The organism is Bordetella ansorpii, assembly GCF_900078315.1.
GTDB lineage: Bacteria > Pseudomonadota > Gammaproteobacteria > Burkholderiales > Burkholderiaceae_B > Bordetella > Bordetella ansorpii.
In genome coordinates this window covers 638971-662661 of sequence record NZ_FKBS01000014.1, presented here as the reverse complement: position 1 = coordinate 662661, position 23691 = coordinate 638971, and the positions used below count along the sequence as shown (strand labels likewise).

General features: G+C 68.5%; 20 protein-coding genes. 9 read left to right on the top strand and 11 right to left on the bottom strand.

The features are described 5' to 3' along the window. The first annotated feature begins 3 nt into the window (after positions 1 to 3). The 3 genes from fahA to A7W11_RS10685 are packed head-to-tail and all read left to right on the top strand — an operon-like array spanning position 4 to position 2736. On the top strand, positions 4 to 1317 hold the full coding sequence (gene fahA, locus A7W11_RS10695) for a fumarylacetoacetase (protein ID WP_066411502.1): 1314 nt from the start codon (positions 4 to 6) through the stop codon (positions 1315 to 1317). After that, positions 1220 to 2350: an NAD(P)-dependent oxidoreductase gene (locus A7W11_RS10690; protein WP_328587201.1), complete on the top strand. Its 1131-nt coding sequence runs from the start codon at positions 1220 to 1222 to the stop codon at positions 2348 to 2350. The genes fahA and A7W11_RS10690 overlap by 98 nt, the downstream gene beginning before the upstream one ends. Positions 2351 to 2361: 11 nt before the next feature. After that, a complete protein-coding gene (locus tag A7W11_RS10685) occupies positions 2362 to 2736 on the top strand; it encodes a hypothetical protein (RefSeq protein WP_156523049.1) in 375 nt (124 codons plus the stop codon). A gap of 42 nt (positions 2737 to 2778) precedes the next feature. On the opposite strand, the gene A7W11_RS10680 is transcribed toward A7W11_RS10685, so the two are convergent. Together A7W11_RS10680 and A7W11_RS10675 are read right to left on the bottom strand one after the other, a co-directional pair. Continuing rightward, positions 2779 to 4686: an LTA synthase family protein gene (locus A7W11_RS10680; protein ID WP_066411494.1), complete on the bottom strand. Its 1908-nt coding sequence runs from the start codon at positions 4684 to 4686 to the stop codon at positions 2779 to 2781. Between the two features lie 301 nt (positions 4687 to 4987). Continuing rightward, entirely contained in the window at positions 4988 to 5713 is a 726-nt protein-coding gene (locus tag A7W11_RS10675) for a FadR/GntR family transcriptional regulator (protein ID WP_066411491.1), read from the bottom strand. A 129-nt stretch (positions 5714 to 5842) separates the two neighbouring features. Between A7W11_RS10675 and A7W11_RS10670 the strand changes: the two genes are divergently transcribed. From A7W11_RS10670 to A7W11_RS10655, 4 genes are all read left to right on the top strand, one after another. Further along, positions 5843 to 6745: an SMP-30/gluconolactonase/LRE family protein gene (locus A7W11_RS10670; protein WP_235816842.1), complete on the top strand. Its 903-nt coding sequence runs from the start codon at positions 5843 to 5845 to the stop codon at positions 6743 to 6745. Positions 6746 to 6840: 95 nt separating this feature from the next. After that, on the top strand, positions 6841 to 7824 hold the full coding sequence (locus A7W11_RS10665; protein ID WP_066411485.1) for a TRAP transporter substrate-binding protein: 984 nt from the start codon (positions 6841 to 6843) through the stop codon (positions 7822 to 7824). 124 nt (positions 7825 to 7948) lie between these two features. Next, entirely contained in the window at positions 7949 to 8398 is a 450-nt protein-coding gene (locus A7W11_RS10660) for a TRAP transporter small permease (protein ID WP_066411481.1), read from the top strand. After that, a complete protein-coding gene (locus A7W11_RS10655; RefSeq protein WP_066411478.1) occupies positions 8389 to 9672 on the top strand; it encodes a TRAP transporter large permease in 1284 nt (427 codons plus the stop codon). Before A7W11_RS10660 ends, A7W11_RS10655 begins: the two co-directional genes overlap by 10 nt. A gap of 70 nt (positions 9673 to 9742) precedes the next feature. Here A7W11_RS10655 and A7W11_RS10650 read toward each other — a convergent pair whose 3' ends face one another. From A7W11_RS10650 to A7W11_RS10640, 3 genes are all read right to left on the bottom strand, one after another. Beyond that, complete coding sequence (locus tag A7W11_RS10650; protein ID WP_066411474.1) at positions 9743 to 11056, bottom strand: sensor histidine kinase; 1314 nt, start codon at positions 11054 to 11056, stop codon at positions 9743 to 9745. A 102-nt stretch (positions 11057 to 11158) separates the two neighbouring features. After that, positions 11159 to 11866, bottom strand: a complete 708-nt coding sequence (locus A7W11_RS10645) for a response regulator transcription factor (protein WP_066411471.1) — start codon at positions 11864 to 11866, stop codon at positions 11159 to 11161. A 10-nt stretch (positions 11867 to 11876) separates the two neighbouring features. Then, positions 11877 to 13292 (bottom strand): FAD-binding oxidoreductase, encoded by a 1416-nt coding sequence (locus A7W11_RS10640; RefSeq protein ID WP_066411466.1) that lies wholly within the window; start codon positions 13290 to 13292, stop codon positions 11877 to 11879. A 239-nt stretch (positions 13293 to 13531) separates the two neighbouring features. Between A7W11_RS10640 and A7W11_RS10635 the strand changes: the two genes are divergently transcribed. Beyond that, on the top strand, positions 13532 to 14917 hold the full coding sequence (locus A7W11_RS10635; RefSeq protein ID WP_066411463.1) for a phosphomannomutase/phosphoglucomutase: 1386 nt from the start codon (positions 13532 to 13534) through the stop codon (positions 14915 to 14917). A gap of 29 nt (positions 14918 to 14946) precedes the next feature. Next, entirely contained in the window at positions 14947 to 16512 is a 1566-nt protein-coding gene (gene pgi / locus A7W11_RS10630) for a glucose-6-phosphate isomerase (protein WP_066411460.1), read from the top strand. A 95-nt stretch (positions 16513 to 16607) separates the two neighbouring features. Here the strand turns inward: pgi and A7W11_RS10625 are convergent, their stop codons facing one another. Genes A7W11_RS10625 through A7W11_RS10600 form a run of 6 tightly spaced genes read right to left on the bottom strand, consistent with a single transcriptional unit; the run spans position 16608 to position 23623 of the window. Beyond that, complete coding sequence (locus A7W11_RS10625; RefSeq protein WP_066413863.1) at positions 16608 to 17039, bottom strand: ABZJ_00895 family protein; 432 nt, start codon at positions 17037 to 17039, stop codon at positions 16608 to 16610. Positions 17040 to 17047: 8 nt separating this feature from the next. Beyond that, a complete protein-coding gene (locus A7W11_RS10620) occupies positions 17048 to 18220 on the bottom strand; it encodes a glycosyltransferase family 4 protein (RefSeq protein WP_066411457.1) in 1173 nt (390 codons plus the stop codon). After that, positions 18217 to 19383, bottom strand: a complete 1167-nt coding sequence (locus A7W11_RS10615) for a glycosyltransferase family 4 protein (RefSeq protein ID WP_066411454.1) — start codon at positions 19381 to 19383, stop codon at positions 18217 to 18219. Before A7W11_RS10615 ends, A7W11_RS10620 begins: the two co-directional genes overlap by 4 nt. Further along, entirely contained in the window at positions 19380 to 20495 is a 1116-nt protein-coding gene (locus tag A7W11_RS10610) for a glycosyltransferase family 4 protein (RefSeq protein ID WP_066411451.1), read from the bottom strand. The genes A7W11_RS10615 and A7W11_RS10610 overlap by 4 nt, the downstream gene beginning before the upstream one ends. Beyond that, the gene (gene asnB / locus A7W11_RS10605) at positions 20492 to 22438 is read right to left on the bottom strand and encodes an asparagine synthase (glutamine-hydrolyzing) (RefSeq protein ID WP_066411440.1); all 1947 of its coding nucleotides are present in this window, start codon (positions 22436 to 22438) and stop codon (positions 20492 to 20494) included. The genes A7W11_RS10610 and asnB overlap by 4 nt, the downstream gene beginning before the upstream one ends. A gap of 18 nt (positions 22439 to 22456) precedes the next feature. After that, positions 22457 to 23623: a glycosyltransferase family 4 protein gene (locus A7W11_RS10600; protein ID WP_066411437.1), complete on the bottom strand. Its 1167-nt coding sequence runs from the start codon at positions 23621 to 23623 to the stop codon at positions 22457 to 22459. Positions 23624 to 23691: the final 68 nt, after the last annotated feature.

Here is a 23691-nt window from a genome sequence, read left to right as displayed (position 1 = left end):
TTCATGAGCCAGTTGAACGAAACCCACGATCCCTCGCTTAAGAGCTGGGTCGCCAGCGCCAACCAGCCCGACAGCGGCTTTCCGCTGCAGAACCTGCCGTACGCGGCGTTCCGCCGCCGCGGCGCGCGGGAAGCCACGCGGCCGGGCGTGGCCATCGGCGACCAGATCCTGGACCTGGCCGCGCTGGCCGCCCTGCGCCCGTTCGAGGGCGCCGCGGCCGAGGCGCTGGCGGCCTGCACGGGCGAGCGCCTGAACGCCCTGATGGCGCTGGACCGCCTCCACTGGAGCGCCCTGCGCCTGGCGCTGTCGCGCGCGCTGCGCGAAGGCTCGCCGCTGCAGGCTGGGCTCGAAGCGCTGCTGGTGCCGCAGGCCGACGCCGAGTACGTCACCCCCGCCCACATCGGCGACTACACCGACTTCTACATCTCGGTGCACCACGCCACCGCCATCGGCCGCCAGTTCCGCCCCGACAATCCCCTGCTGCCCAACTACAAGTGGGTGCCCATCGGCTATCACGGCCGCGCCTCCAGCATCGGCGTGGCGCAGCAGTTCCCGCGCCCGGTCGGCCAGCAGCGCCCCGCCGCCGAAGGCGAGGCGCCGCAGTTCGGCCCGTGCAAGCGGCTGGACTACGAACTGGAACTGGGGGTGTTCATCGGCCAGGGCAATGCCCAGGGCGAGCGCGTGGCGCTGGCCGATGCCGACGACCACGTGTTCGGCCTGTGCATCCTGAACGACTGGTCCGCGCGCGACATCCAGGGTTGGGAATACCAGCCGCTGGGCCCCTTCCTGTCGAAGAACTTCGCCTCGACGATCTCGCCGTGGGTGGTCACCATGGAAGCGCTCGAGCCCTTCCGCACCGCGTGGGTGCGCGCCGAGGGCGAACCGCAGCCGCTGGCCTACCTGGATTCGCCGCAGGTGCGCGCCGAGGGCGCCTACGACCTGAAGATGGAAGTGCTGATGACCACCGAGCAGTCGCGCGCGAAGAATACGCCGCCCGCGAAGCTGTCGGGCAGCAACTTCCGCGACGCCTACTGGAACATCGCGCAGTTGATCGCGCACCACACCGTCAACGGCTGCAACCTGCAGCCGGGCGACATGCTGGGCACGGGCACGCTGTCGGGTCCCAAGCCCGACGAAGCCGGTTCGATGCTGGAGCTCAGCGACGGCGGCAAGACGCCGCTGTCCCTGCCCTGGGGCGAACAGCGCACCTTCCTGCAGGATGGCGACCAGATCATCATCCGCGCCGAATGCACCAAGCCGGGCTATCCGCGCATCGGTTTCGGCGAGTGCGTGGGCACGGTGCTGCCGGCGCGCTGATCGGTCGCCGAGCGCACCCGCCGGACAGCCACGCCCTGCCCTTGCAGGGCGTTTCTCATTGCGCGGTCTTCAGGGGCCGGCGTTCGCCCACATCCTGATTTATGCTTCCTCGACCGACCACGAGAGGAGACACCGCATGACTGCCACGAGCAAGATCCGGATCGGCATGATAGGCGTGGGCCTGATGGGCCACGGCATCGCCATCAATCTCGTCCGCAAGGGCGGCTATCCGCTGACGCTGCTTGGCCACGCCGGCAACCAGCCGGTGGACGACCTGCTGGCCGCGGGCGCGCGGCAGGCCGACAGTCCGGCCGAGGTGGCGCGCCAGTCCGACGTCATCATCCTGTGCGTCACCGGCACGCCGCAGGTCGAGGACGTGCTGCTCAAGGCCGACGGCGTGCTGGCCGGCCTCCAGCCGGGCGCCATCGTCATCGATTGCTCCACCGCCATTCCCGCGTCCACGCTGAAGGTGGCCGAAGCCGTGCAGAAGGCCGGCGGCCGTTTCCTGGACGCGCCCATGACGCGCACGCCGAAGGAGGCCGCCGAGGGCCGCCTGAACCTGATCGTGGGCGGCGACCGCGACCTGTTCGAGCATTGCAAGCCGATCCTGCAAAGCTATGCCGAGAACATCGTGCATGCCGGCCCCATCGGCGCGGGCCATCGCCTGAAACTGCTGCACAACTACGTGTCGCTGGGCTTCTCGGCGGTGCTGGCCGAGGCCGCGGCGTGCGCCGAACGCGCGCAGGTGGATCCGGCCGTGCTGATCGAGATCCTGGCCAAGGGCGGCGGCGACGGCGTGGTGCTGGGCCGCATGCGGCCTTACATCGAATCCGGGGATGCCTCGGGCTTTCGCTTCACGATCTCGAATGCCTTGAAGGACATGGGGTATTACACGGCCATGGCCCAGGACACGGGCGCGCCGCATGAGGCGGCCGAGGCCATCCGCCGCACCTACGAGTCCGCCAGCCGCGCGGGCATCGACCAGGCGCCGGTGCCCGAGATCATCGAGTTCCTGGCGGGCAGGCAGAAATAGGCCACGGCCCCATGCCTTATCCGAGCCGCCCGTGCCTTGCCCTTGCGCTAGCCTGCCTGCCGTGGATGGCCGCCCATGCGGCGGCGGCGCCGCCCAGGCTGGCCATCGATCCCGACAACAAGGAGTGCCTGGAACGCGGCGTGATGGCCGAAATGGGCATGACGGCGCGCCAGTCGGGCCGTTCGCAGCAGGAGTGGGAAGACTACGTGGCGAAGAACACGACGAAGATCCCGCCCCCGTTCGCCCAGAACCTGATCGAGATCAGCAGGACGGCCTATGCGAGCAGCCCGGTCTTCGACAGCCCGGAAAGCCGGCAGTCCGCCATCGACCAGTTCATCGTCAAGATATACAACGAGTGCCTGGCGCAGCGTCCACAGTCCAGGTAGCGGCCGGCGGCATGCGATCGCCGCCTGCCGCCGGGTACGCGGTTATTTCACGCCTGCCGGCAGCTTGTAACGCTCTTCACGATAGGCCCAACTGGGCCACAGCGCGTGCGCCAGCGCCTCGTCGCCCAGCGCCGGATCCACCGTGGGCGCGTCGTCCAGGCCATCTTCCTGGTTGTACGGCCGGCGCGTATAGCGGTACTGATGCGGCGGCTTGCGCGGCTCGATCACCACCAGTCGATCACCCTTCAGATAACCGTAGTTGTCCCCGAACTGCATGATCGCCCGGTTCGGATCGCGTTGCGTCAGATCGGCGCCCAGCATGGGATTGGTATTGTCCAGGCCCATCAGCGACAGCAGCGTGGGCGGCATGTCGATCTGGCTGACGATGCGGTCGTCGCTGCGCGGCGCCACGCCGCCGCCCAGAATCAGCGCGGGTATCTGGAAATGCCGCACCGGCACCAGGCTGGCGCCCCAGGTGCGCGCGTCGTGGTCGGCTATCAGCAGGAAGACCGTGTTGTCCCAGTAGGGCGCTTTGCGGGCCTTGTCGAAGAACTGGCCGATGGCCCAGTCGGCATAGCGCACCGTGTTGTCCACCGAGGCCGGCTCGCCCACCGGCGTGATGCGTCCGGCGGGGTATTCCCACGGCGAGTGGTTGCTGACCGAGAACGCCAGCGTGTAGGTGGGCTTGTCGCCGTCCGTGCGCAGGCGCTTGTCCAGCTCGTTGAACATATCCTCGTCCGACGCCCCCCACGATCCCACGAAGACCGGATCGGTGAAGGACTTGCGGTCGACCACTTCGTTGAAGCCGTTGCCCAGGAAGAAACCGCGCATGTTGTCGAAATGCGCCTCGCCGCCATAGATGAAGCGCGAGTGGTAACCATGCCTGCCCAGCAGTTCGGCCATCGTGAAGAAGCCGCTCTGCGACCGGGGCAGCTTCAGCACCGCCTCGGCCACGGTGGGCAGGAAGCCCGCCGTCACGGCCTCCAGGCCGCGCACCGAACGCGTGCCGGTGGCGTAGGCGCGATTGAACATCCAGCCATCCTTGGCCAGACGGTCGATGTTGGGCGTCAGGCCGCTGCCGCCCAGGCTGCCCACGTACTGCGCGCCCAGGCTTTCCTGCAGGATGACCACCACGTTCAGCGGCTTGTCGCGGCGCACGGTGGCCTGCTGGTGATGCAGGCTGGGATAGCGCGGATCCAGCGCAGGATCGGCGAAGCCCGCCGTGGCGCGCACGATACGGTTGACCTCGTCATCGTCCATCCTGGGATAGACCGCCGCCGACGAGCGCTCGTCACGCATGCGATAGGCCGCGTCGAACACGCTGTACAGTGAATTCAACGCCAGGGTGTTCACCATGGCGTCGCTGCTGTAGGCCACGGTGGACGGATTGATCGGCCGGTGCTGCAGCGTGCCGCGCGCGCCCAGCACCACCAGCGCCACGATGGCCAGCGTGGCCAGCGGCCGCTTCCACCATTTCATGAACGGGTCTTTGACACCCGTGGGAAACAGCCGGATCGACAGCCAGGCGGCCAGCGCCAGCACAATGGCCGCGGCCAGCAGCACGCCCTTGTAGCCTTCCCACAGCATCGCGCCGACTTCGCGCGGATGCACCAGGTATTCGAAGTACAGCCGGTTGGGACGCGTGTCGTACTCGGAGATGAACTGCGGCGTGGATACCTCCAGCAGCACGAACAGCATCCACCAGACGCGGAACCACCACGCGGCCAGCCGCGCGCCCAGGGGCCGGTGGCCGAACCACGGAGACAGCACAGCGGGCAACCCCACCGCCATGGCCGTCAGGCAGATGTCGATGCGCAGCCCGCCCAGCATCAGGGGAACCAGGCCGCCGGCGGCCTCGACGCGGTCCCATAGCCAGAAGGCCAGCGCCAGGCGGCTGAGCGTCAACAGGACGAGGATGGCGAGAATGAAGCGCAGACTCAGGCGGCGCATGGCGTGCTCCGCTGAAAACCGGCCTGTTGCGCTGATGCGCGATGCGCGCGCGCCTGTCCTGCGACCTGGAACATCCGATCCGACCCCTCGATGCAAAGCCGGAAAGCCTAATGAAAGCCGCGTCGAATTTTCGTCAAATTTTTGTCACGTGAAGGATTTAGTCACGAACTTGACTTATTTCCCCGAAGAGGAACAAGCGATGCCTTTCCCGCATGCCGAGCCTCGCCCGTTGACCGCGTAGCGCGGCGGCCAATCATATGACGTCGTACAGCGAGCATTTCCCCCGGGCTTCGCGCCGGGATCAGCGTTCGTCGCCCGCGCGGCGCAGGCGCTCGCGGCTGTTGCTCAGGTGGGTGCGCATGGCCGCCCGCGCGCCTTCGGCATCCTGGCGGCGGATCGCTTCGTAGATGTCCTCGTGCTCGAGGTTGACGCGGGCCAGGTATTGCTCGCGGTTTTCCTGGGCGAATCGCGCCGAGTTGATCCGCGTGCGCGGGATGATGGCCGAGCCCAGGTGCGACATCAGGTCGGCGAAATAGCGGTTCTCGGTGGATTGCGCGATGAGCAGGTGGAAGCGGAAATCGGGCGTGATGGCATCGGTGCCGGCCAGCAAGGCGGCGCGAAACTCGTCCAGCGCGCGGCGCATCTCGGCCAGTTGCTCGTCGTTGCGTCTTTGCGCGGCCAGGCCAGCGGCCTCGCTTTCCAGACAGATGCGCAATTCCAGCAGCACCAGCACGTCACGCACGGTGGCGATGTCGGCCGGGTCGACCCGGAAATCCGCGCCGCCGGTGGGCTCCAGTGCGTACGATCCCACGCCGTGGTGGGTCTCGACCAGGCCGCTGGCCTGCAGGCGCGAGAGGGCCTCGCGCACCACCGTACGGCTGACGCCGAACTGGCGCATGATCTCGGATTCGGTGGGCAACTTCTGGCCGGGCGAAATCTGGCCGCCACGGATACGTTCGGAGAAATCCTCGACCAGACCCTGGGCGAGATTGCGCGGACGGCGCGGCGCGGCGGAGACGGAAGTCATCGAGGGATATCCCGGACGCGCTGGGCGCTTGACGGTAAAAATTCGCTCTCATTATACTGCCTGCACGTTGTACGACGACGTACTAGACGCTGACGTTTACCCTGACGCAGCGCGCCACAGAGAGCAACGATGACCCGCACTGCCCCTGACGCAGTACCGGCCGAACGCATCGGAGACATGCGTTGTGGCGTGGGCGAAAGCCCTGTCTGGCATCCCGCCGAACAAGCCCTCTATTGGACCGACATCCCGGGCCGCACGCTGTGGCGCTGGCGGCCCTCCGACGCCCGGGTCGCACACTGGTCGCTGCCGCAGCAGGCCGGCTGTATCGCCATGCGTGAGGACGGTTGGCTGCTGGCCATGGAGAATGGCATCCACGAATTGCCCGAACTGCACGCCGGCCAGCCCGCGCCAGCGCCGCGCCAGGTGGCGGCTGTCGCGCATGCAGCAGCCGGCATGCGGTTCAACGACGGCCGTTGCGACCGGCAGGGCCGGTTCTGGGCGGGCACCATGGTGCAGGACATGGCCCTGGCCCAACCCCATGGCCGCCTGTACCGCTATGCCGCGGGCCGCCTGGACAGCCCCGTGGATGACGACCTCATCGTCTCCAACGGCATGGCGTTCAGCCCGGATGGCAAGACCATGTACCTGTCCGATTCGCACGGCTCGCGCCAGGTGGTCTGGGCCTATGACTACGACATCGGTACGGGCGTACCCCACAACCGCCGGGTATTCATTCCCGCGCTGCCGGCGGGCCGCCCTGACGGCGCGGCCATCGACGCCGATGGCTGCTACTGGATCTGCGGCAACGAGGCCGGCCGCGTCTATCGCTACACCCCGCAGGGCCGCCTGGACCGCACACTGACCGTGCCAGTGCCCCGGGTCGCCATGTGCGCGTTCGGCGAGGCCGACCTCTCCACCCTATTCGTCACCAGCATCCGTGCTCCCGGTACGCCCGCAGAGGCGTTGGACGGCGCGGTCTATGCGCTGCGCCCCGGCGTGCGCGGCCTGGAGGAAACCGCTTACGCCGGCTAGCCGCCGATCCGCGGTCCCGCAACCCGCAGCAAAACGCGCGGCCGCAGCCCTGGCAAGACCCCACGCACACAACAAGCCTCACCGAGGAGACACCCATGCTGCGCCCCCTTTTCCAGCGCCCGGCCCTGGCCGCGGCGCTGCTGGCCGCATCCGTCCTGGCCGCGCCGGCACAAGCCGCCGAACTACGCTCGGCGGACATCCATCCCGACGATTACCCCACCGTCATGGCCGTGCGCCACATGGCCGACCTGGTCAAGGAACGCAGCGGCGGCAAGCTGACCATCAAGGTCTATGCGGGCAGCGCGCTGGGCAATGAGAACGACTCGATCGAACAGGTCAAACTGGGCGCGCTGGCCATGGCGCGCGTCAGCAGCGCCGCGATGCACAACATCTGCGAAGTGTCGCGGGTGCCCTCGCTGCCGTTCCTCTTCCGTTCCAAGGAGCACCTGCACAAGGTGCTGGACGGCGAGATCGGCCAGGAAATGCTGCGCGCCTGCGAGAAGGCCGGTTTCGTTGGCCTGGCCTGGTACGACAGCGGCTCGCGCTCGATGTACACGCGCAACAAGCCGGTCAAGACCGTGGCCGACACCAAGGGCATGAAGATCCGCGTGCAGCAATCCGACCTGTCGGTGGCCATGGTCGAGGCCATCGGGGGCAATGCCACGCCGATGCCCATCGGCGAGGTCTACACGGCCTTGAAGACCGGCCTGGTCGACGCGGCCGAGAACAACTTTCCCAGCTACGAGAGCGCCCACCACTACGAAGTGGCCAAGTATTTCTCGATGACCGAACACAGCATGACGCCCGAGATCCTGGTGTTTTCCAAGCGCCAGTGGGACCGCCTGTCCGAGGCCGACCAGAAGCTGCTGCGGCAGGCCGCCCAGGAATCCGTGCCGTACATGCGCAAGCTGTGGGACCAGCGCGAGGACAAGTCGCGCGCCCTGGTGGAGAAGGCCGGCGCGCAGGTCGTGGAGGTCGACAAGGCGTCGTTCCAGGCCGCCGTACAGCCCGTCTACAAGCGTTTCGTGACCACCCCGCAGATGCAGGATCTGGTCAAGCGCATCCAGGCCGTTCAATAAGGATCGCGCCATGTCCGCTTCCCTCGACCGCTCCCCGCCCGCCGGGGCCAGCGGCAGCCCCGGCCATCCCGCGCAGGCACCGGGGGTCTTCACCCGGGGCTGCGCCGGGCTCGCCCGGCTGTGCATGTGGCTCAGCATCGCCGGCCTGGTCTGCCTGCTGGCGGCGGTGACGCTGCAGGTCTTTGGCCGGCACGTGCTGAACAGCACACCGACGTGGGCCGAGAGCCTGTCCCTGTTGCTCGTCCTGTTCGTCACGATGCTCGGGGCTGCCGTCGGCGTGCGCGACGCTGGCCACATCGGCTTCGAATCGCTGGTCGAGTTGCTGCCTGCGTCCGGGCAACGCGCCATGCGCCTGTTCATCCATGCGCTGGTGTTGCTGTTCGGCGTGCTGATGGCCGGGAACTGCGCCATCCTGGCCGAATCCGTGCACACCTACGCGGTGCCCAACCTGGGCATTTCCGAAGCCTGGAAGTACGTGCCGGCCACGGTGTCCGGCGTGCTGATCGCGATGTTCTCGGCCGAACACATCGTGGCTCTGTTGCGCAACCAGAAGGTGATACCGGCATGGCGCTGACGCTGCTTTCCCTGTCCTTCGTCGTCTTCCTGGTCATCGGCGTGCCCGTGGCCTTCGCCATCGGCCTGGCTTCGGTCACGGCCATCGTGTACGAAGACCTGCCGGTGGCGGTCGCCTTCCAGCAGATGACCTCCGGCATGAACGCGTTCTCGTTCCTGGCCATTCCGTTCTTCATCTTCACCGGCGAACTGATGCTGTATGGCGGCATCGCCGACCGCATCGTCAACTTCGCCAAGTCGCTGGTGGGCCACGTGCGGGGCGGCCTGGGCATGTCCAACGTGGTGGCCTGCACGCTGTTCGGCGGAGTCTCGGGTTCGCCGGTGGCCGATGTGTCCGCCATGGGCTCGGTGATGATCCCGATGATGAAGCGCGAGGGCTACCACGCCGACTATGCCGTCAACGTCACCACGCACGCCGCCCTGGTCGGGGCATTGATGCCCACCAGCCACAACATCATCATCTACACGCTGGCGGCGGGCGGCAAGGTCTCCATCGCGGCCCTGATTGCCGCCGGCCTGCTGCCCGCCGTGATCCTCACCCTGTGCAACCTGGCGGCGGCCTATCTGGTGGCCCGGGCGCGCGGCTATCCGGCAGGCCGGTTCCCCGGCTGGGCCGTCGTGGGCCGCTCGCTGGCCGCCGCGCTGCCCGGTTTGTTCGTGGTGGTGGTGATCATCGCCGGCATTCTCAGCGGCATCTTCACGGCCACCGAGTCCGCCGCCGTAGCGGTTCTCTACGCGCTGGCGCTGACGATATTCCTCTACCGTTCGCTGACGCTGGACCAGTTCGTCCGGGCGGCCGCCAAGGCGGTGAAGACGACCGGCGTCGTGCTGCTGCTGATCGGCATCTCGGCCACCTTCGGCTATCTCATCAGTTTCTACGGCGTGGCGGAAAAGACCGGTGAGATGATGGCCACGATCTCCACCGAACCCTGGGCAATCTTCCTTATGGTCAACGTGGCGCTGTTCCTGCTGGGCACCTTCCTGGACATGGCGGCAACCATCCTGATCTGCACGCCGATCTTCCTTCCGATCTGCATGCAGTACGGTATGGGTCCGGTCCAGTTCGGCGTCGTGATGCTGCTGAACTGCGCCCTGGGCCTGAACACGCCGCCGGTGGGCACGACGCAATTCATCGGCTGCGCTATCGGCAAGGTGTCGGTGGGCACCGTCATGCGCACCATCTGGCCGTTCTACGGCGCCCTGATCGCGGCGCTGGCGCTGGTCACGTATGTACCCGCGTTCTCGCTGTGGCTGCCCTCGGTGCTGCTGAAGTGAGCCGCTCCCGCGCCTCGCGGTGGCGGGCAGGCCTTTCCACGGCGGGACAATCCTCGCGCCGGAGGGGCTTTTACGAAAACCGCACCGTGAAACACGTGCCGCGATCGGGCCCTTCCACGGCGGACACCACTTCCAGCTTCCATCCCTGCATGTCGCACACGCGCTTGGCGATGGCCAGGCCGAGGCCGCGCGGCAACTCGTCCGCGGCCGCGCCGGTGGTGTCGCGCAACCGGCCGCTGTAGTAGCGCAGGAAGACGAAGGGCAGTTCCGCGGCGGGAATGCCACCGCCGTTGTCGCGCAGGGTGAGCGTGCCCGGTTCGGCCAGGGCCGCGCGCAGCGTGGCGGGCGCGGCGTGCTCGATGGCGTTGCGCACCAGGTTGCGCAGCACGATCAGCAGCGCATAGCGGTCCAGCGTGTGCGTGGCCGTGGGCGCGATGTCGTTGTACATCGACAGGCCCGCCACCTCGGCGGCATCCTCCATCCCGCGCCAGGCGTCCTCCATGCACGAGGCCAGGTTCACCTCTTCCGGCCGGCCCGGCTTGTCGCTGGCCAGCGCGCGGGCGCTTTGCAGCGTGGCCACGATCACGTCGACGTTGTCCATGATGCGCGTCAGCCGCGTCCGGGGATCATCGTTCAGATTCTGCGTCAACAGCACCATCTCGCTGTCGGAACGGATGGCGGCCAGCGGCGTGCGCACTTCATGGCTCAGGTTGGACGAGAATTCTCGCTCGCGCGCGATGTAGCGCTCGACCTGGCTTTGCACCCGGTTGAAGGCCTCCATCAACTGCCCCGGCTCGTCGGTACGCGCGGCGGCGGGCAGTTCGGTTTCCGCGGGCGCCCAGGCGCTGAGCCGGCGCGTGACTTCGACCAGCGGCCCGACCGCCCCCCCGGCCACGCGGCGCGCCATGGCATAGGCGGCCACGATGCAGATTGCCCCCACGCCCAGCACGAACAGGCCGAAGTCGCGCACGCGGCCTTCGTTGTCAGTGGCGTCATACACCACGTACAGCCGGCCCAGAGGCGTGTCGCTGACGGTGACGTGCCAGGTTTCCAGTCCCGGTTCGACCAGGTGCAGGCCGGCGTCCAGCGGACGCAGGGTTTCGGGGAAATTCTCGCCGGCGTCGACTTCCTGCCGGCCGGGACGGCGCAGCCAGGCCCGCATGGCCGCGCCCAGTTCGGTGGGCTGGTAGCTGGGCACGTCCTCGTCATTGGCCGCGATGTGCTGCAGCAGGCGCTGGGTTTCGTTGTTGAGGATGTCGTTGACCAGATCGTCTTCCATCTGGTCGAAAGTGAGGTACGACAGCACGGCAAGGGCCGTCACGAAGACGGCCACGGTGCCCGTCAGCGCCCACACCACGCGCTGCGTCAGGGTTGCGCGGCTCATGGGTATTCGCCCTTGAGGCGGCTCGGCGGGTTCATCGGTGCACCTCCGTGCTGCGCGCACTCCGGTATTCGCCCTTGAGGCGGCTCGGCGGGCTCAGCGGGCTCATGAGTCGCGGGGTTCCTCGCTCAGGCGCCAGCCGGTGCCATGCACGGTCTCGATGCCGTCGAAACCGGCCTCGGCCAGCGCCCGGCGCAACAGGTGCATCTGGCTGCGCAGGGCATAGGCGGACGGCGGTTCGTCGCCCCACAGGGCGTCTTCCAGTTCGGTGCGCTGCACGACCCGGCCGGGATCGCGCAGCAGGATCTCGACGATGGCCACCGACTTGCGGGCCAGGTGCACCGGCTTGCCATGCACGCTGACCACGCGCGTGCGGCCATCCATCTGCAGGGGGCCGAACGTGCGCACGGCATTGACCATGCCGCCCCGCGAGCGCTGGATCAAGGCCAGCAGGCGCGCCTCGACCTCCGCCAGCGCGAAGGGCTTGGTCAGATAGTCGTCGACGCCATGGGCAAAACCGGCCAGCTTGTCGTCCAGCGTATCGCGAGCCGTCAGCATCAGCACGGGCACGGCGGTGCGCAGCTCGTTGCGAAGCGCGTGCAGCACGGCGTAGCCGTCCATGGCCGGCAGGCCGACGTCCAGCACCACGGCATCGAAGGTCTGCCGTTTCAGCATGGCCAGCGCGGCGCGGCCATCATAGGCGGCATCGCTGATGAAGCCTTTTACCTCGAGATACGAGAACAGGTTGCCGGCAATGGTGAGATCGTCCTCGACGATCAGGATGCGGTAGCTCGGGTTTTGCAGATCGGCCATGGGCGGTTTCCTAGGATTGCAGGACCTTGCCCGGATTGAACAGGCCGTGCGGATCGAGCGCCTGCTTGATGCGCTTCATCAAGGCCAGTTCGACCGCGCTCTTGTAACGCGGCAATTCGTCGCGCTTCAACTGCCCCACCCCATGCTCGGCGCTGATCGAGCCGCCGTGCGCCATGACGCTGGCGTGCACCACGTCGTAGATGCGGGGCTGCAAGGCCAGCAGCTCGGCTTCGGTCTGGCCCGGCGCGCGCGCCACGTTGTAGTGCAGGTTGCCGTCGCCCAGATGGCCGAAGATGACGTTGCGCACCTGGGGAAACTGGGCCTGCAGCAGGCCGTTGGTCTTGGCGACGAAGCCGGCGATGGCCGAGATCGGGATGGACACGTCGTGCTTCACGGCCTTGCCCAGTTCGGCCTCGGCCAGCGGGATGCTTTCGCGCAGATGCCACAGGGCATGGCTTTGCGTCAGATTGGCGGCGATGGCGGCGTCGGTGACCAGGCCCTCCTCGATGGCGGCGGACAGCACCGCTTCGAAGCGCTCGCGCGCATGGGCCTCGCTTTCGCTGTCGGACAGCTCCAGCAATGCGAACCAGGGCGACTGTGCGGATTCGCCATCGAAAGGCAGGCGCTGCTGCGGGAACAGCTTCACCACGCCCTGCAGACAATCGCCCGCCATCAGCTCGAAACCCGTCAGCGAGGCCCCGAAACCGGCGCGGGCGCGCGACAGCAGCTCGACGGCCTCGGGCACCCCGGCCAGGGTCAGCAGCGCGGTGCAGGTGGCGACCGGACGCGGATACAGCTTCAGGGTGGCGGCGGTGATGACGCCCAGGGTGCCTTCACTGCCCACGTACAGGTCGCGCAGGTCGTAGCCGGTGTTGTCCTTGCGCAGGCCGCGCAGGCCGTTCCAGATTTCGCCTTCGGCGGTGACGACCTCCAGCCCCAGGGCCAGCTCCCGCGCGTTGCCGTAGCGCAGCACCTGGGTGCCGCCGGCATTGGTGGCCAGGTTGCCGCCGATGGTGCAACTGCCCTGCGCCGCCAGGCTGAGCGGGAACAGCCGCCCGGCGGCCTCGGCCGCCTCTTGCACGGCCTGCAGTACGCAGCCGGCTTCGACCGTGATGGTGTCGTTGTCGGTGTCGATGGCGCGTACGCGGTTCAGGCGAGCCGTGGACAGCACCACCGCGCGGCCGGACTCGTCGGGCGTGGCGCCGCCGCACAAGCCGGTATTGCCCCCCTGCGGCACCAGCGGCACGCCATGCCGGGCGCAGGCGCGCACCACGCCGGCCACCTCCTCGGTGGAGCCGGGACGCACCACGGCCAGGGCCGCGCCCTGGTAACGGCGGCGCCAGTCCAGCAGATAGGACGCGGCGTCCTCGCCTTGCAGCACGTAATCCGGGCCCAGCAGGGATTGCAGTTCGGAGAGCAGCGTCATGGCGGGCACACTCGCATTGGGCCGGCGGCCCAAAAGTATGGGAATGCGGCTTATTGTAGGGGGTGCGGCGGGACGCGCCGGGCCCCGCGGACGGCTTGTGGGAGACCTGCCCGGCGGCTGTCCGCAACACCCGGTAATTTTCGCACCGTATCCTGTGCGCCCAAATCGTAGATAATCGGCGTCTGTAACGGCCCAAGAGGGCCGGATTCCGTCCAATCCCCATTGCAACGAGGCATTCCGTGAGCGATCAGGCGCAGTTCCCTGCTTCCGTATTCAAGGCGTACGACATCAGGGGCACTGTTCCCGACCTGATCGATCCGGCCTTCGCCCGCAGCCTGGGCCTGGCCCTGGCCGCCCGCGCCCGCGAGGCCGGCATCGCCGCCGTGGTGGTGGGCCGAGACGGCCGCCTCAGCAGCCCGTCCCTGTCCGCGGCGCTGGTCGACGGCCTGTGCGCCGGCGGCGTCGACGCGCTGGACATCGGCCAGGTGCCGACCCCGCTGGTGTACTACGCGGCCTATACCCAGGGCACCGGCACCGGCGTGGCCATCACCGGCAGCCACAACCCGCCCAAGTACAACGGCTTCAAGATGATGCTGGGCGGCAAGGCCCTGTACGGCGACGACGTGCAAAGCCTGCGCGCCGAGATGCAGCAGGCCCAGCCGGCCGCCACGCGTGGCGCGCATCGCCTGCTGGACCTGATCCCCGAATACGTGCAGCGCGTCGTGTCGGACGTCAAGCTGGCGCGCCCCATGAAGATCGCGGTGGACTGCGGCAATGGCGTGGCCGGCGCGGTGGCGCCGCAGCTGCTGCGCCAGCTGGGCTGCGACATCGACGAACTGTATTGCGACGTCGACGGCAACTTCCCCAACCACCATCCCGATCCGGCCGACCCGCACAACCTCGAAGACCTGATCGAGCACGTCGCCAACAGCGACTGCGAGATCGGCCTGGCCTTCGACGGCGACGGCGACCGCCTGGGCGTGGTCACCAAGTCCGGCCAGATCATCTGGCCCGACCGCCAGTTGATCCTGTTGGCGCGCGACGTGCTCGCGCGCGTGCCCGGCGGCACCATCATCTATGACGTGAAGTGCAGCCGCCACGTCGGCCTGGCGGTCGAGGCCGCCGGCGGCGTGCCGCTGATGTGGCAGACCGGCCACTCGCTGGTCAAGGCCAAGCTGGCCGAGACGGGCGCCCCGCTGGCTGGCGAAATGAGCGGCCACATCTTCTTCAAGGAACGCTGGTTCGGTTTCGACGACGGCATCTACACCGCCGCGCGCCTGCTGGAGATCGTGTCGCGCGGCGCCGATCCGTCGCAGGAGCTGGAAGCGCTGCCGCAGGCCCTGTCCACGCCGGAACTGAAGATCGAGATGGAAGAAGGCCAGCCGCACGCGCTGATCCGCGAGCTGCAGGCACAGGGCACGTTCGACGGCACCACCCGCGTGGTTACCATCGACGGCGTGCGCGCCGAGTATCCGGACGGCTTCGGCCTGGCGCGTGCCTCGAACACCACCCCCGTGGTGGTGCTGCGCTTCGAGGCCGACGACCAGGCCGCGCTGACGCGCATCCAGGAAAACTTCCGCCGCGAGCTGCTCAAGCTCGCTCCGCAAGCCCGCCTGCCCTTCTGATTCCCAACGCTATCCAGTCAACCGCCAAGATGCCCACCTCCCTGTCCTCCAGCCCGGCCTGGCTGGACTTCGTCCAGGCCGTCCATGCCGCGCCGCGCGACGGACGCCACCTGCGCATCCTGCCAGCGGGCGGGCTACAGGTCGACCTGACGGCCCAGGCGCAATCGCCCGCGCTCGACCGGGCGGGTGCCGCGCTGCTCGCGCAGCAGGGCTTCGACACCGCCCGGCAGGGACTGTTCGCGGGCGCGCACGTCAACTGGACCGAAGACCGCCCGGCCTGGCATACCGCATTGCGAGCCGCGCAGCCGCCGGCCTCGGTGGCCGAGACCGTCCTGGCCGAACGCCGGCACCTGCGCGACTTCATCGCCCAGGCCGATGCCGACCAGGCATGGCGCCACGTGCTGCACCTGGGCATCGGCGGCAGCGACTGGGGCCCGCGCCTGGCCATCCAGTCGCTACGCCATACCGGCTTGAAGCGCGACGTGCGCTTCGCCTCCAACGTCGACGCGCACGACATCGAATCGACCCTGGCGTCGCTGGATCCACGGCAGACGCTCATCATCATCGCGTCCAAGTCGTTCACCACCACGGAACCGCTGGCCAACCTGGCCGTGGCCGTGCAATGGCTGCGCGACGCGGGCGTGGCCGAACCCATGCGCCAGGTCGTGGCGATCACCGCCAACGTGGCGGGCGCCCGCAAGGCGGGCATTGCCGACGCACACATCTTTCCGTTCTGGGACTGGGTGGGCGGACGCTATTCGCTGTGGTCGTCCATCAGCCTGCCCGTGGCGCTGGGCCTGGGCTGCGAGGCCATCGAACAACTGCTGGCCGGCGCCGAGGCCATGGACCAGCATTTCCTGAATGCCCCCCTGGCCGAGAACGCCCCCGTGCAGATGGCGCTGTCGGGCATCGCCAACCGCAACGTGCTGGCGTACGGTTCACTGGCCATCCTGCCGTACGACTCGCGGCTGACACACCTGGTGCCGTGGGCCCAGCAACTGGAAATGGAATCGCTGGGCAAGGTCGCCACCGCCGACGGCACGCCGGTCGGCATGGACACCGGCCCGGTCGTGTGGGGCATGACGGGCACCGATTGCCAGCACACGTTCTTCCAGTGGCTGCACCAGGATGCCAAGGGCGCCCCCGTGGACTTCGTGGTCTGCCTGCATGCCGATCATGACCACGCGCAGAACCATCGCATCCTGGTGGCGAACTGCCTGGCGCAACGCGCCGCCATGCTCAGCGGCAAGCCGTTCGACGAAGCCCTGCAGGAAAGCCTGGCAACAGGTGCCGATCCGGCGCAGGCCGCCGTGCTGGCCAGCCACCGCGTCCATCCCGGCGGCCGTCCCTCCACACTGATCGTGCTGCCGCGCCTGACGCCGCACGCGCTGGGCTCGCTGCTGGCGCTGTACGAACACAAGGTGTTCACGCAGGGCGTGCTGTGGGGCATCAATCCGTTCGACCAATGGGGCGTCGAGTTCGGCAAGAAACTGGCGCAGCGCATCGTGTGCGAACTGGACACCGAAGACGGCGGCGCGGACGGCTGGCAGGATGCCTCGACGCGGCATTGGATACGGTCGCTGGCGAATACGTAAGGGGCGCCAGGCTCGAGAAAGCCTGCTTTCCCTTTGCATGAAACAAGGGCCACTGACGTGGCCCTTGCCGTTTCCAGCATGCCGCCCGCACGGGATTACGGCAACGGATGCCCGCCCTGCCTGCTGGCCTGTTCCTTGGCGACCTGCCTGCCGACGAACCACATGAAGAACAGGATGACGGCCACGTCGATCAGGGTCAGGAACCCGATCACGGCCAGGAAGGCGCCTACGTTCAGCGTGCCGCCTTCCATTCCCGCCTGTTGAAATGCCAGCAACGAACCGGCGACCTGCAACACCACGTCGATGGCCGTCATGCCGATCAATGCCTGAAGTTTTTCCTGGTGGGTGAAATACCGGCCATTCTTTTTGGCAAAGCTCTGGCACGCCGCCATGACGGCCGTCAACAGGGCCACCACGCGGACGGCCGTCATGCTGCCCAGTTGCAGCAGCAACAGAATGATCGTGACGCCGAACAGCAGTCCGAGGTAGATCAGCGTGAAACGCAGCAGAAGCTTGGGGATGGACATGCGGTTCTTCAAAGGAGGTTGTCGCCAGGGCCTGCCGCCAGCAACGCATCGTACACCTCGAGATGGCGCCGGTTCACGTCTTCCACATCGAACTCGCGCTCGGCCAGTTCACGGCCGGCGAAGCCCATGCGCTGGCGCAGCGCATCATCGGTCGCCAGCCGCGCGATGGCCGCGGCCAGCGCGGCGGAATCCCTGGCCGGCACCAGCAGGCCGGTTTCGTCGGGCGTGATCGCGTCCCGGCAACCCGGCACGTCCGTGGTGATGACCGCCCGCCCGCAGGCTGCGGCCTCGAGCAACGACTTGGGCAGGCCTTCGCGGTAGGAAGGCAGCACCGCGATATGGCTGGCGGCCGTCAGCGCGGCCACGTCGGAGCGCTCGCCCAGCACCTCGATCGCGCCATCCTCGCGCCAGCGCGCCACGTCGGCCTCGGTCGCCGACGTGGGATTGCCCGGATCGATGCCGCCCGCCAGCCGCATGCGCACGTCCAGGCCCTGCGCGCGCAGCAGGCGCGCCGCCTCGACGAATTCGGCAACGCCCTTGTCGCGCAGCAGGCGCGCCACCATCAGCGCGACCACCGGCTTGGGCGGCTCGGGCGTGGCCGGCCAATCGGCCAGATCGACGCCCGAACCGCGGATCAGCACGTCCTGGCCGTCGCGCAGCGCGCCCAGGCGGCGCAGCGTGTCGCGGTCGGCACGGTTCTGGAAAATGACCCGGCTGTTGCGATGGCCCAGCGCCAGGCGGTACATCACGCCGACCACGCCACGCACCAGCTTCGCCTTCAAGCCATCCGACAGAAAGATGAAGCCCAGCCCCGAGATGGCGGCCACCATGCCGGGCACGCCCGCCAGACGCGCGGCAATGCCGCCGTACAGCACGGGCTTGATGGTGACCAGGTGCACCACGTCGGGCCGCAGGCGGCGGAACAGCTGAAGCAGCGCCCACATCGAACCCAATTCCTGCAAGGGCTGCTTGCCGCTGCGCGTCAGCGGTATGACGTGATGCGTCATGCCCCGCGCCACGATGCCGGCCACGGCCGGGCCATCCATAGTGGCCACATGCACGTCCCAGCCGGCGGCCTGCGCGGCCAGGGCGGGCCACAGCCGGTGCGACAGGAAGAAGGCGGGGTTGTTCACGACGAACAGCAGGCGCCGCCGCCTGGAATCCGGGCTTGGCGTGCTCATCGTGCCTCTCCTTCTTCGGAAATACGGCGCCAGACCTCGACGTAGGCATCCACCATGCGCTGCAGGTCGAACTTTTCCAGCACCCGCTGGCGGCCGGCCTGTCCGAGGGCATCACGGCCACGCGTGGCCAGTTGGGCCAGCACGGCCTCGATGGCGTCGGCCAGCGCCGCTGGCTGCTCGGGCGGCGCCACGGGCCCCGTGTCGCCCAGGATGTAGGCGGCGTCACCCACGTCGGTGACCACGCAGGGCGTACCGCAGGCCATGGCCTCGGCCACCACGTTCGGAAATCCTTCGGCGCAGCTGGACAGCACGTGCATGTCCAGCGCGTTCATCACGGCGGGCACATCGTCGCTTGGGCCCGCCAGCAGCACGCGGCCACGCAGCCCTTCGGCATCGATCAAGTCCGCCAGTTCGGTATTGCCGGTGGCCATGCCACGCCCGATCAACACGCACTGCAGGCCCCGGTCACGGCTTTCGCGCACCAGGCGGCCGATCGCCTGCAGCAGGTTGCGGTGGTCTTTCAACGGATCCCAGCGCGCCACGCAGCCAGCCAGCGGCACGTCGGGCGCCACGCGCCACAGTGCGCGCATGCGCTCCCGGGCCTCGGCATCCGGCGTGAAGCGGGCCAGGTCGTAGCCGTTGGAGATCACCATCAGGCGGTCGGCCCGATAACCCAGTTCGCGATGGCGCTCGGCGGAATCCTGGGCGGCGCACACGATGGCCCTGGGCACGCGGCCCGACAGCAGCGCGCACAGTTTCAGCACCAGCCGCGCCGACCGGCTGCTGCGCTCGAGGTGCGCGCCGGAATTGCGGATCCCCCAGGCCACGGCACGGATGCCCGCCAGCCTCGCCACCACGCCGCCGATCAGGTCGGCGTGGTACATCCAGGTCTGCACGACCTGCGGCCGGACCTGCTTCATCAGGGCATGCAGGGCCCGCAGTCCCGCCAGGGACACGCGGCCACGCGGCATGTCCAGCGTATGCACCTCGATGCCCGCCGTGCGCAGCCGCGCACCATAGATACCTTCGTCGGTCAGCGACACCACGACGTGGCGTACCGGCTGCACGGGATGCACGGCCAGGCGGAACAGCACGGCTTCGGCGCCGCCCTGCCCCAGGCCGGTGATGACGTGCAGGATGGTGGGTCGGCCGATGACGCTCATCCCTGCCTCCGCACGTCGGCGAACAGGCGGTCCCAGTCGGCCAGCACGGCCGGCAGGGAATAGCGGCCGCGCACCGACTGCGCGGCGCGCGCGCCCAGGTCGACGCGCAGCGCCGGATCGTCCATCAGGGTCTGGATGGCATTGCGCAGGCCGGCCCGGTCGCCCAACGGCACCAGCAGCGCGTCCTGGCCGTCGCGGGTGATTTCGCGGGGGCCGCTGGGGCAGTCGTAGGTGACGCAGGGCATGCCCAGCGACATCGCCTCCAGCAATACGTTCGGAAAGCCTTCGACCGAGGAGCTCATCACGAAGGCATGCGCCATGCGCATTTCTTCCCAGGGGGTTTCGGTGCGGCCGGGCATGAAGACGCGGTCCTGCAGGCCGGCCTGCGCCACCTGGGCTTCCAGGGCCTCGCGCTGCGGGCCATCGCCCCACAGCCACAGGTCCCAATCGGGATGGGAAGGCGCCAGTTCGGCGAAGGCGGCAATCAGGTGATCGAACTGTTTCTCGGGCACCATGCGGCCCATGCCCGCCAGCCGCTTGCGTCCGGCGGCCTGGTCGACCGGCACCAGCGGCGCATCGGCCAGGTCGGCTGGCAAGGGATTGGCAATGACCGCCAGGCGGCGGATGCCCGGCACCATGCGTGCGAAGGGCTCGACGGTGGCGGCGGCCTGCACCGTGACCATGTCCGCGCGCGGGTACAGCAGGCGGCGCAGCGCCGCCAGGCCGCGGCCGGCCGCGGCGGCCACCACGGGATTGGTGCGCTCGCACACGATGACCGGCGCCTTCTGGCCACGCGTGGCCAGGATCGCCGCGATGTTCACATTGGTGAGGAACGACACGACCACGTCCGGCTTCATCTCGCGCACCAGGGCGCGCAAGGCCGCCAGGCGGCGCACGGCGGCCAGCGGGCCGCCGGCGCGCGTGCCGGCGCGGTCGGCCAGCCAGTGCAGTTGCACGTCGTCGGACAAGGGATAGAAGCAGGTGCCCTTGGATGAATACGTGGGCACCAGGATGGCCGTGTCGCCGCGCGCCGCCCACGCGTTGACCAGGGTGGCCGCCACCCGTTCGGCGCCGCCGGCATGCATCGAACTTACCAGCAGCATGATCCTCATCGGGCCAGGGTCTCCTTGAGCTTGTCGGTGGCGGTGTTGGCGCCTTCACGGCGGTGGCAATCCAGCCAGGCCTGCATCATCAGCACGCCCCACAGATGGCTGCTCCAGTTGCGGTGCCCCGACTTGTGCTCGCGCCACCGGCGCAGGATGGGTTCGGGTTCGAACCAGCCGTCCTGCCCCAGGCGCACGGGATCGAGCAATGCCTCGGCCCAGTCGCGCAAGGGGCCGCGCAGCCATGCGGCCAGCGGCACCGCGAAACCGCGCTTGGGGCGGTCGACCAGCGATTGCGGCACGTGGCGGTACAGCAGTTGGCGCAGCGCCCACTTGCCGGTGGCGCCGCGCACCTTGTACTGGAACGGCAGGCGCCAGGCGAATTCGTAGACACGGTGATCCAGGATCGGCACGCGCGTCTCCAGGCTGACGGCCATGGCGGCGCGGTCCACCTTGACCAGGATGTCGTCGGGCAGATACGTCTGCGTGTCCAACTTCATCATGGCCTCGAAGATCGAGCCTTCCATGGGTTGCTGGAACAGCGAAGGGATCTCGGCGCCGCCCTTGACCACCGAGCCGGGGTCGGGCCAGTACGACACGAACTGGCGGTAGAACTCGGCCTGGTAATCGACGCTGAGCAGTTCGCCCACCTTGCCGACCTTGCCGCGCCACGCGCCGCGGCCCGGCAGCGCCGTGGAGGCCCGCAGCAAGCCGCCGGCGGCATGGCGCAATGGCCGAGGAATGCGCTGGAACTTCGAGTACATGTCGCGCACGCGGAAATAACGGGAATAGCCGCCGAACAACTCGTCGCCGCCGTCGCCCGACAGCGCGACCGTGACGTGCCGGCGCGCCATCTGCGTGACCAGGAAGGTCGGCAATTGCGACGAGTCCGCGAAGGGCTCGTCGTACATTTCGGGCAGCCGCGGCACCACGGCCAGCGCGTCATCCGGCGTGACGTACAGCTCGGTGTGCTGCGTGCCCAGATGGGCGGCCACGGCCTTGGCATGCTCGGCCTCGTCGTAGGCCTTGTCGTGGAAACCGATGGAAAACGTGCGCACGGGCTGCGTGCTGCCGGCCTGCATCAGCGCCACGATGGTCGAGGAATCGATGCCGCCCGACAGGAAAGCGCCCAGGCTGACGTCCGACAGCATCTGGCCGCGCACGGCCTGGCCCAGCACCTGCTCGAGCGCATCGACGGCCTCCTTGTCGGAGCCGAAGGACAGCGGGTTGGCCAGACCCTGGTCGGCCGCCTGGCGCGCCGACCAGTAGACGCGCGGCTCGGGCAGCTCGCGGCGGTTGACCATGCCTTCGTCGATTTCCAGCCACGTGCCCGGCGGCAGCTTGGCGATGCCTTCGTAGATCGACTGCGGCGCCGGGATGTAGTTGTGCCGCATGAACGAAGCCAGCGCATGGCGGTTCAGGTTCGCGCCGAAACCGGGAATCGGCATCAGCGCCTTCAGTTCGGACGCGAACGCCAGATTGCCGCCGGTGTAGCCGTAGTACAGCGGCTTCTCGCCCATGCGGTCGCGCGCCAGCGTCAGCTTGCGCGACTGGCGGTCCCACAGCGCGATGGCATACATGCCCACCGCATCCTGCAACGTGGCCTCGACGCCCAGCTCGGCGAAGCAGGCCAGCACGGTTTCGGTGTCGGAATGCCCGCGCCAGTCGGGCGCGCGGCCCATCTGCTGCAGGCGGGCGCGCATGTCCAGGTGGTTGTAGATCTCGCCGTTGAGCACCAGCACGTAGCGGCCGCAAGCCGACACCATGGGCTGGTGTCCGGCTTCGGTCAGGTCCAGGATGGCCAGGCGCACGTGCGCCAGCGCCAGGCCGGACGAAGCGTCTTCCCAGTAGCCGTTGCTGTCGGGGCCGCGGTGGCGGATGCGCCGGCAGCTTTCCGCCAGTACCTCGCGCTTGTCGGCCAGAGGGCCCCAGATTCCCGCTATTCCGCACATGATCTCAACTCGCTTTATTCATTGTGTAGAGGCGCGCGGCGGCTTCCCGGTCGCCAGCGCCTCGTCGAAAACCTGCTGCCACATCGCCAGGATGCGTTCGGCCGAAAAACGCTGGCGCGCTTCTGTCGCCTGCGCCGCCATGGCCTGCCTGCGGGCATCGTCACCCATCATCGCATCCAGCGCCCCCGCCAGCGCGGCGGGATCGCCATTGGGGCGGACCAGCACGCCGTCCACGCCCTCGCGCACGATTTCCCGCGGGCCCGTGTCGCAATCGAAGCTGACCGCCGCCAGGCCGCTGGCCAGGGCCTCGATCAGCGTATTCGACAAGCCTTCGAAACGCGAACTGAGCACGTAGAGATCGGACTGCGCGTACCAGTCGCCCACGTTACCCGCGCGGCCCGGCAGCGCCACGCGTCCGCCCAGCCCCGCGGCATCGATCTGCTGCTGCAAGGCCTGCCGCTGCTCGCCCTCGCCCAGCATGACCAGGTCCCACGACGGATGGCGCGGCGCCACCTGGGCATAGGCCTGCAAAAGCAGGTCGAAGCCCTTGTCGGCATGCAGCCGGCCCACGGCCAGCAGGCGCTGGCGGCCGGCGGGCCGCGTGGCATCCAGGCGAGGCTCGCCTTGCGGCAGCGGCCAGCGCACGGCATTGGGGATGACGGCCAGGCGCGAACCGGGCACGTGCTGTTCGATCCACCGCGCGGTGCCGTCGGTCAGCGCGACCACGCGCGCCGCACGCGGATAGGCGAAGCGGCGCAGGCGCTGCCACAGGCCCGACATGGCCTGAGACGGCGGATGCGCGTGCTCCGTGGCAATCACGCGGCACGGCAGGCCGCGCGCGGCCAGCACCGCCAGCACGGATGCCGTGGTCATCATGCCCAGCACGATGTCGGGCGAGAACTCGCGCAGCACTGCGCGCAGGGCGCGCACCCGCTGCACGTTGGCCCACAGGCCCCGCAGCCCGGCGGTGCCCAAAGAACGGCGCTGCACGCGCGGATCCAGCGAGTAGACGTCACCCGCGCTGTCCGTCTGCGTGACCACCATGACGTCATGGCCAGCCTGTGCCCAGCCCGCGCTGAGGTCGGCCGCGACGCGTTCGGCGCCGCCGCCTTGCAGCGAATGGATGAAGACCAGCACGCGCAAGGGATGCGCGGCGCGGTCATCGGGGCGGTTCTGGTTGCTCATGATGCCCCCTGGGGTCGATTGATCGTCCCCGGACGGGAACCTCCGCTTCCACGCAGACGCGTCAAGCT

Excerpts from the sequence above, each read along its gene's own strand:
- fahA (WP_066411502.1), top strand. The coding sequence starts at position 4 with ATGAGCCAGTTGAACGAAACCCACGATCCCTCGCTTAAGAGCTGGGTC.
- A7W11_RS10690 (WP_328587201.1), top strand. The coding sequence starts at position 1,220 with ATGGCGACCAGATCATCATCCGCGCCGAATGCACCAAGCCGGGCTATC.
- A7W11_RS10685 (WP_156523049.1), top strand. The coding sequence starts at position 2,362 with ATGCCTTATCCGAGCCGCCCGTGCCTTGCCCTTGCGCTAGCCTGCCTG.
- A7W11_RS10680 (WP_066411494.1), bottom strand. The coding sequence starts at position 4,686 with ATGCGCCGCCTGAGTCTGCGCTTCATTCTCGCCATCCTCGTCCTGTTG.
- A7W11_RS10675 (WP_066411491.1), bottom strand. The coding sequence starts at position 5,713 with ATGACTTCCGTCTCCGCCGCGCCGCGCCGTCCGCGCAATCTCGCCCAG.
- A7W11_RS10670 (WP_235816842.1), top strand. The coding sequence starts at position 5,843 with ATGACCCGCACTGCCCCTGACGCAGTACCGGCCGAACGCATCGGAGAC.
- A7W11_RS10665 (WP_066411485.1), top strand. The coding sequence starts at position 6,841 with ATGCTGCGCCCCCTTTTCCAGCGCCCGGCCCTGGCCGCGGCGCTGCTG.
- A7W11_RS10660 (WP_066411481.1), top strand. The coding sequence starts at position 7,949 with ATGTGGCTCAGCATCGCCGGCCTGGTCTGCCTGCTGGCGGCGGTGACG.
- A7W11_RS10655 (WP_066411478.1), top strand. The coding sequence starts at position 8,389 with ATGGCGCTGACGCTGCTTTCCCTGTCCTTCGTCGTCTTCCTGGTCATC.
- A7W11_RS10650 (WP_066411474.1), bottom strand. The coding sequence starts at position 11,056 with ATGAGCCGCGCAACCCTGACGCAGCGCGTGGTGTGGGCGCTGACGGGC.
- A7W11_RS10645 (WP_066411471.1), bottom strand. The coding sequence starts at position 11,866 with ATGGCCGATCTGCAAAACCCGAGCTACCGCATCCTGATCGTCGAGGAC.
- A7W11_RS10640 (WP_066411466.1), bottom strand. The coding sequence starts at position 13,292 with ATGACGCTGCTCTCCGAACTGCAATCCCTGCTGGGCCCGGATTACGTG.
- pgi (WP_066411460.1), top strand. The coding sequence starts at position 14,947 with ATGCCCACCTCCCTGTCCTCCAGCCCGGCCTGGCTGGACTTCGTCCAG.
- A7W11_RS10625 (WP_066413863.1), bottom strand. The coding sequence starts at position 17,039 with ATGTCCATCCCCAAGCTTCTGCTGCGTTTCACGCTGATCTACCTCGGA.
- A7W11_RS10620 (WP_066411457.1), bottom strand. The coding sequence starts at position 18,220 with ATGAGCACGCCAAGCCCGGATTCCAGGCGGCGGCGCCTGCTGTTCGTC.
- A7W11_RS10615 (WP_066411454.1), bottom strand. The coding sequence starts at position 19,383 with ATGAGCGTCATCGGCCGACCCACCATCCTGCACGTCATCACCGGCCTG.
- A7W11_RS10610 (WP_066411451.1), bottom strand. The coding sequence starts at position 20,495 with ATGAGGATCATGCTGCTGGTAAGTTCGATGCATGCCGGCGGCGCCGAA.
- asnB (WP_066411440.1), bottom strand. The coding sequence starts at position 22,438 with ATGTGCGGAATAGCGGGAATCTGGGGCCCTCTGGCCGACAAGCGCGAG.
- A7W11_RS10600 (WP_066411437.1), bottom strand. The coding sequence starts at position 23,623 with ATGAGCAACCAGAACCGCCCCGATGACCGCGCCGCGCATCCCTTGCGC.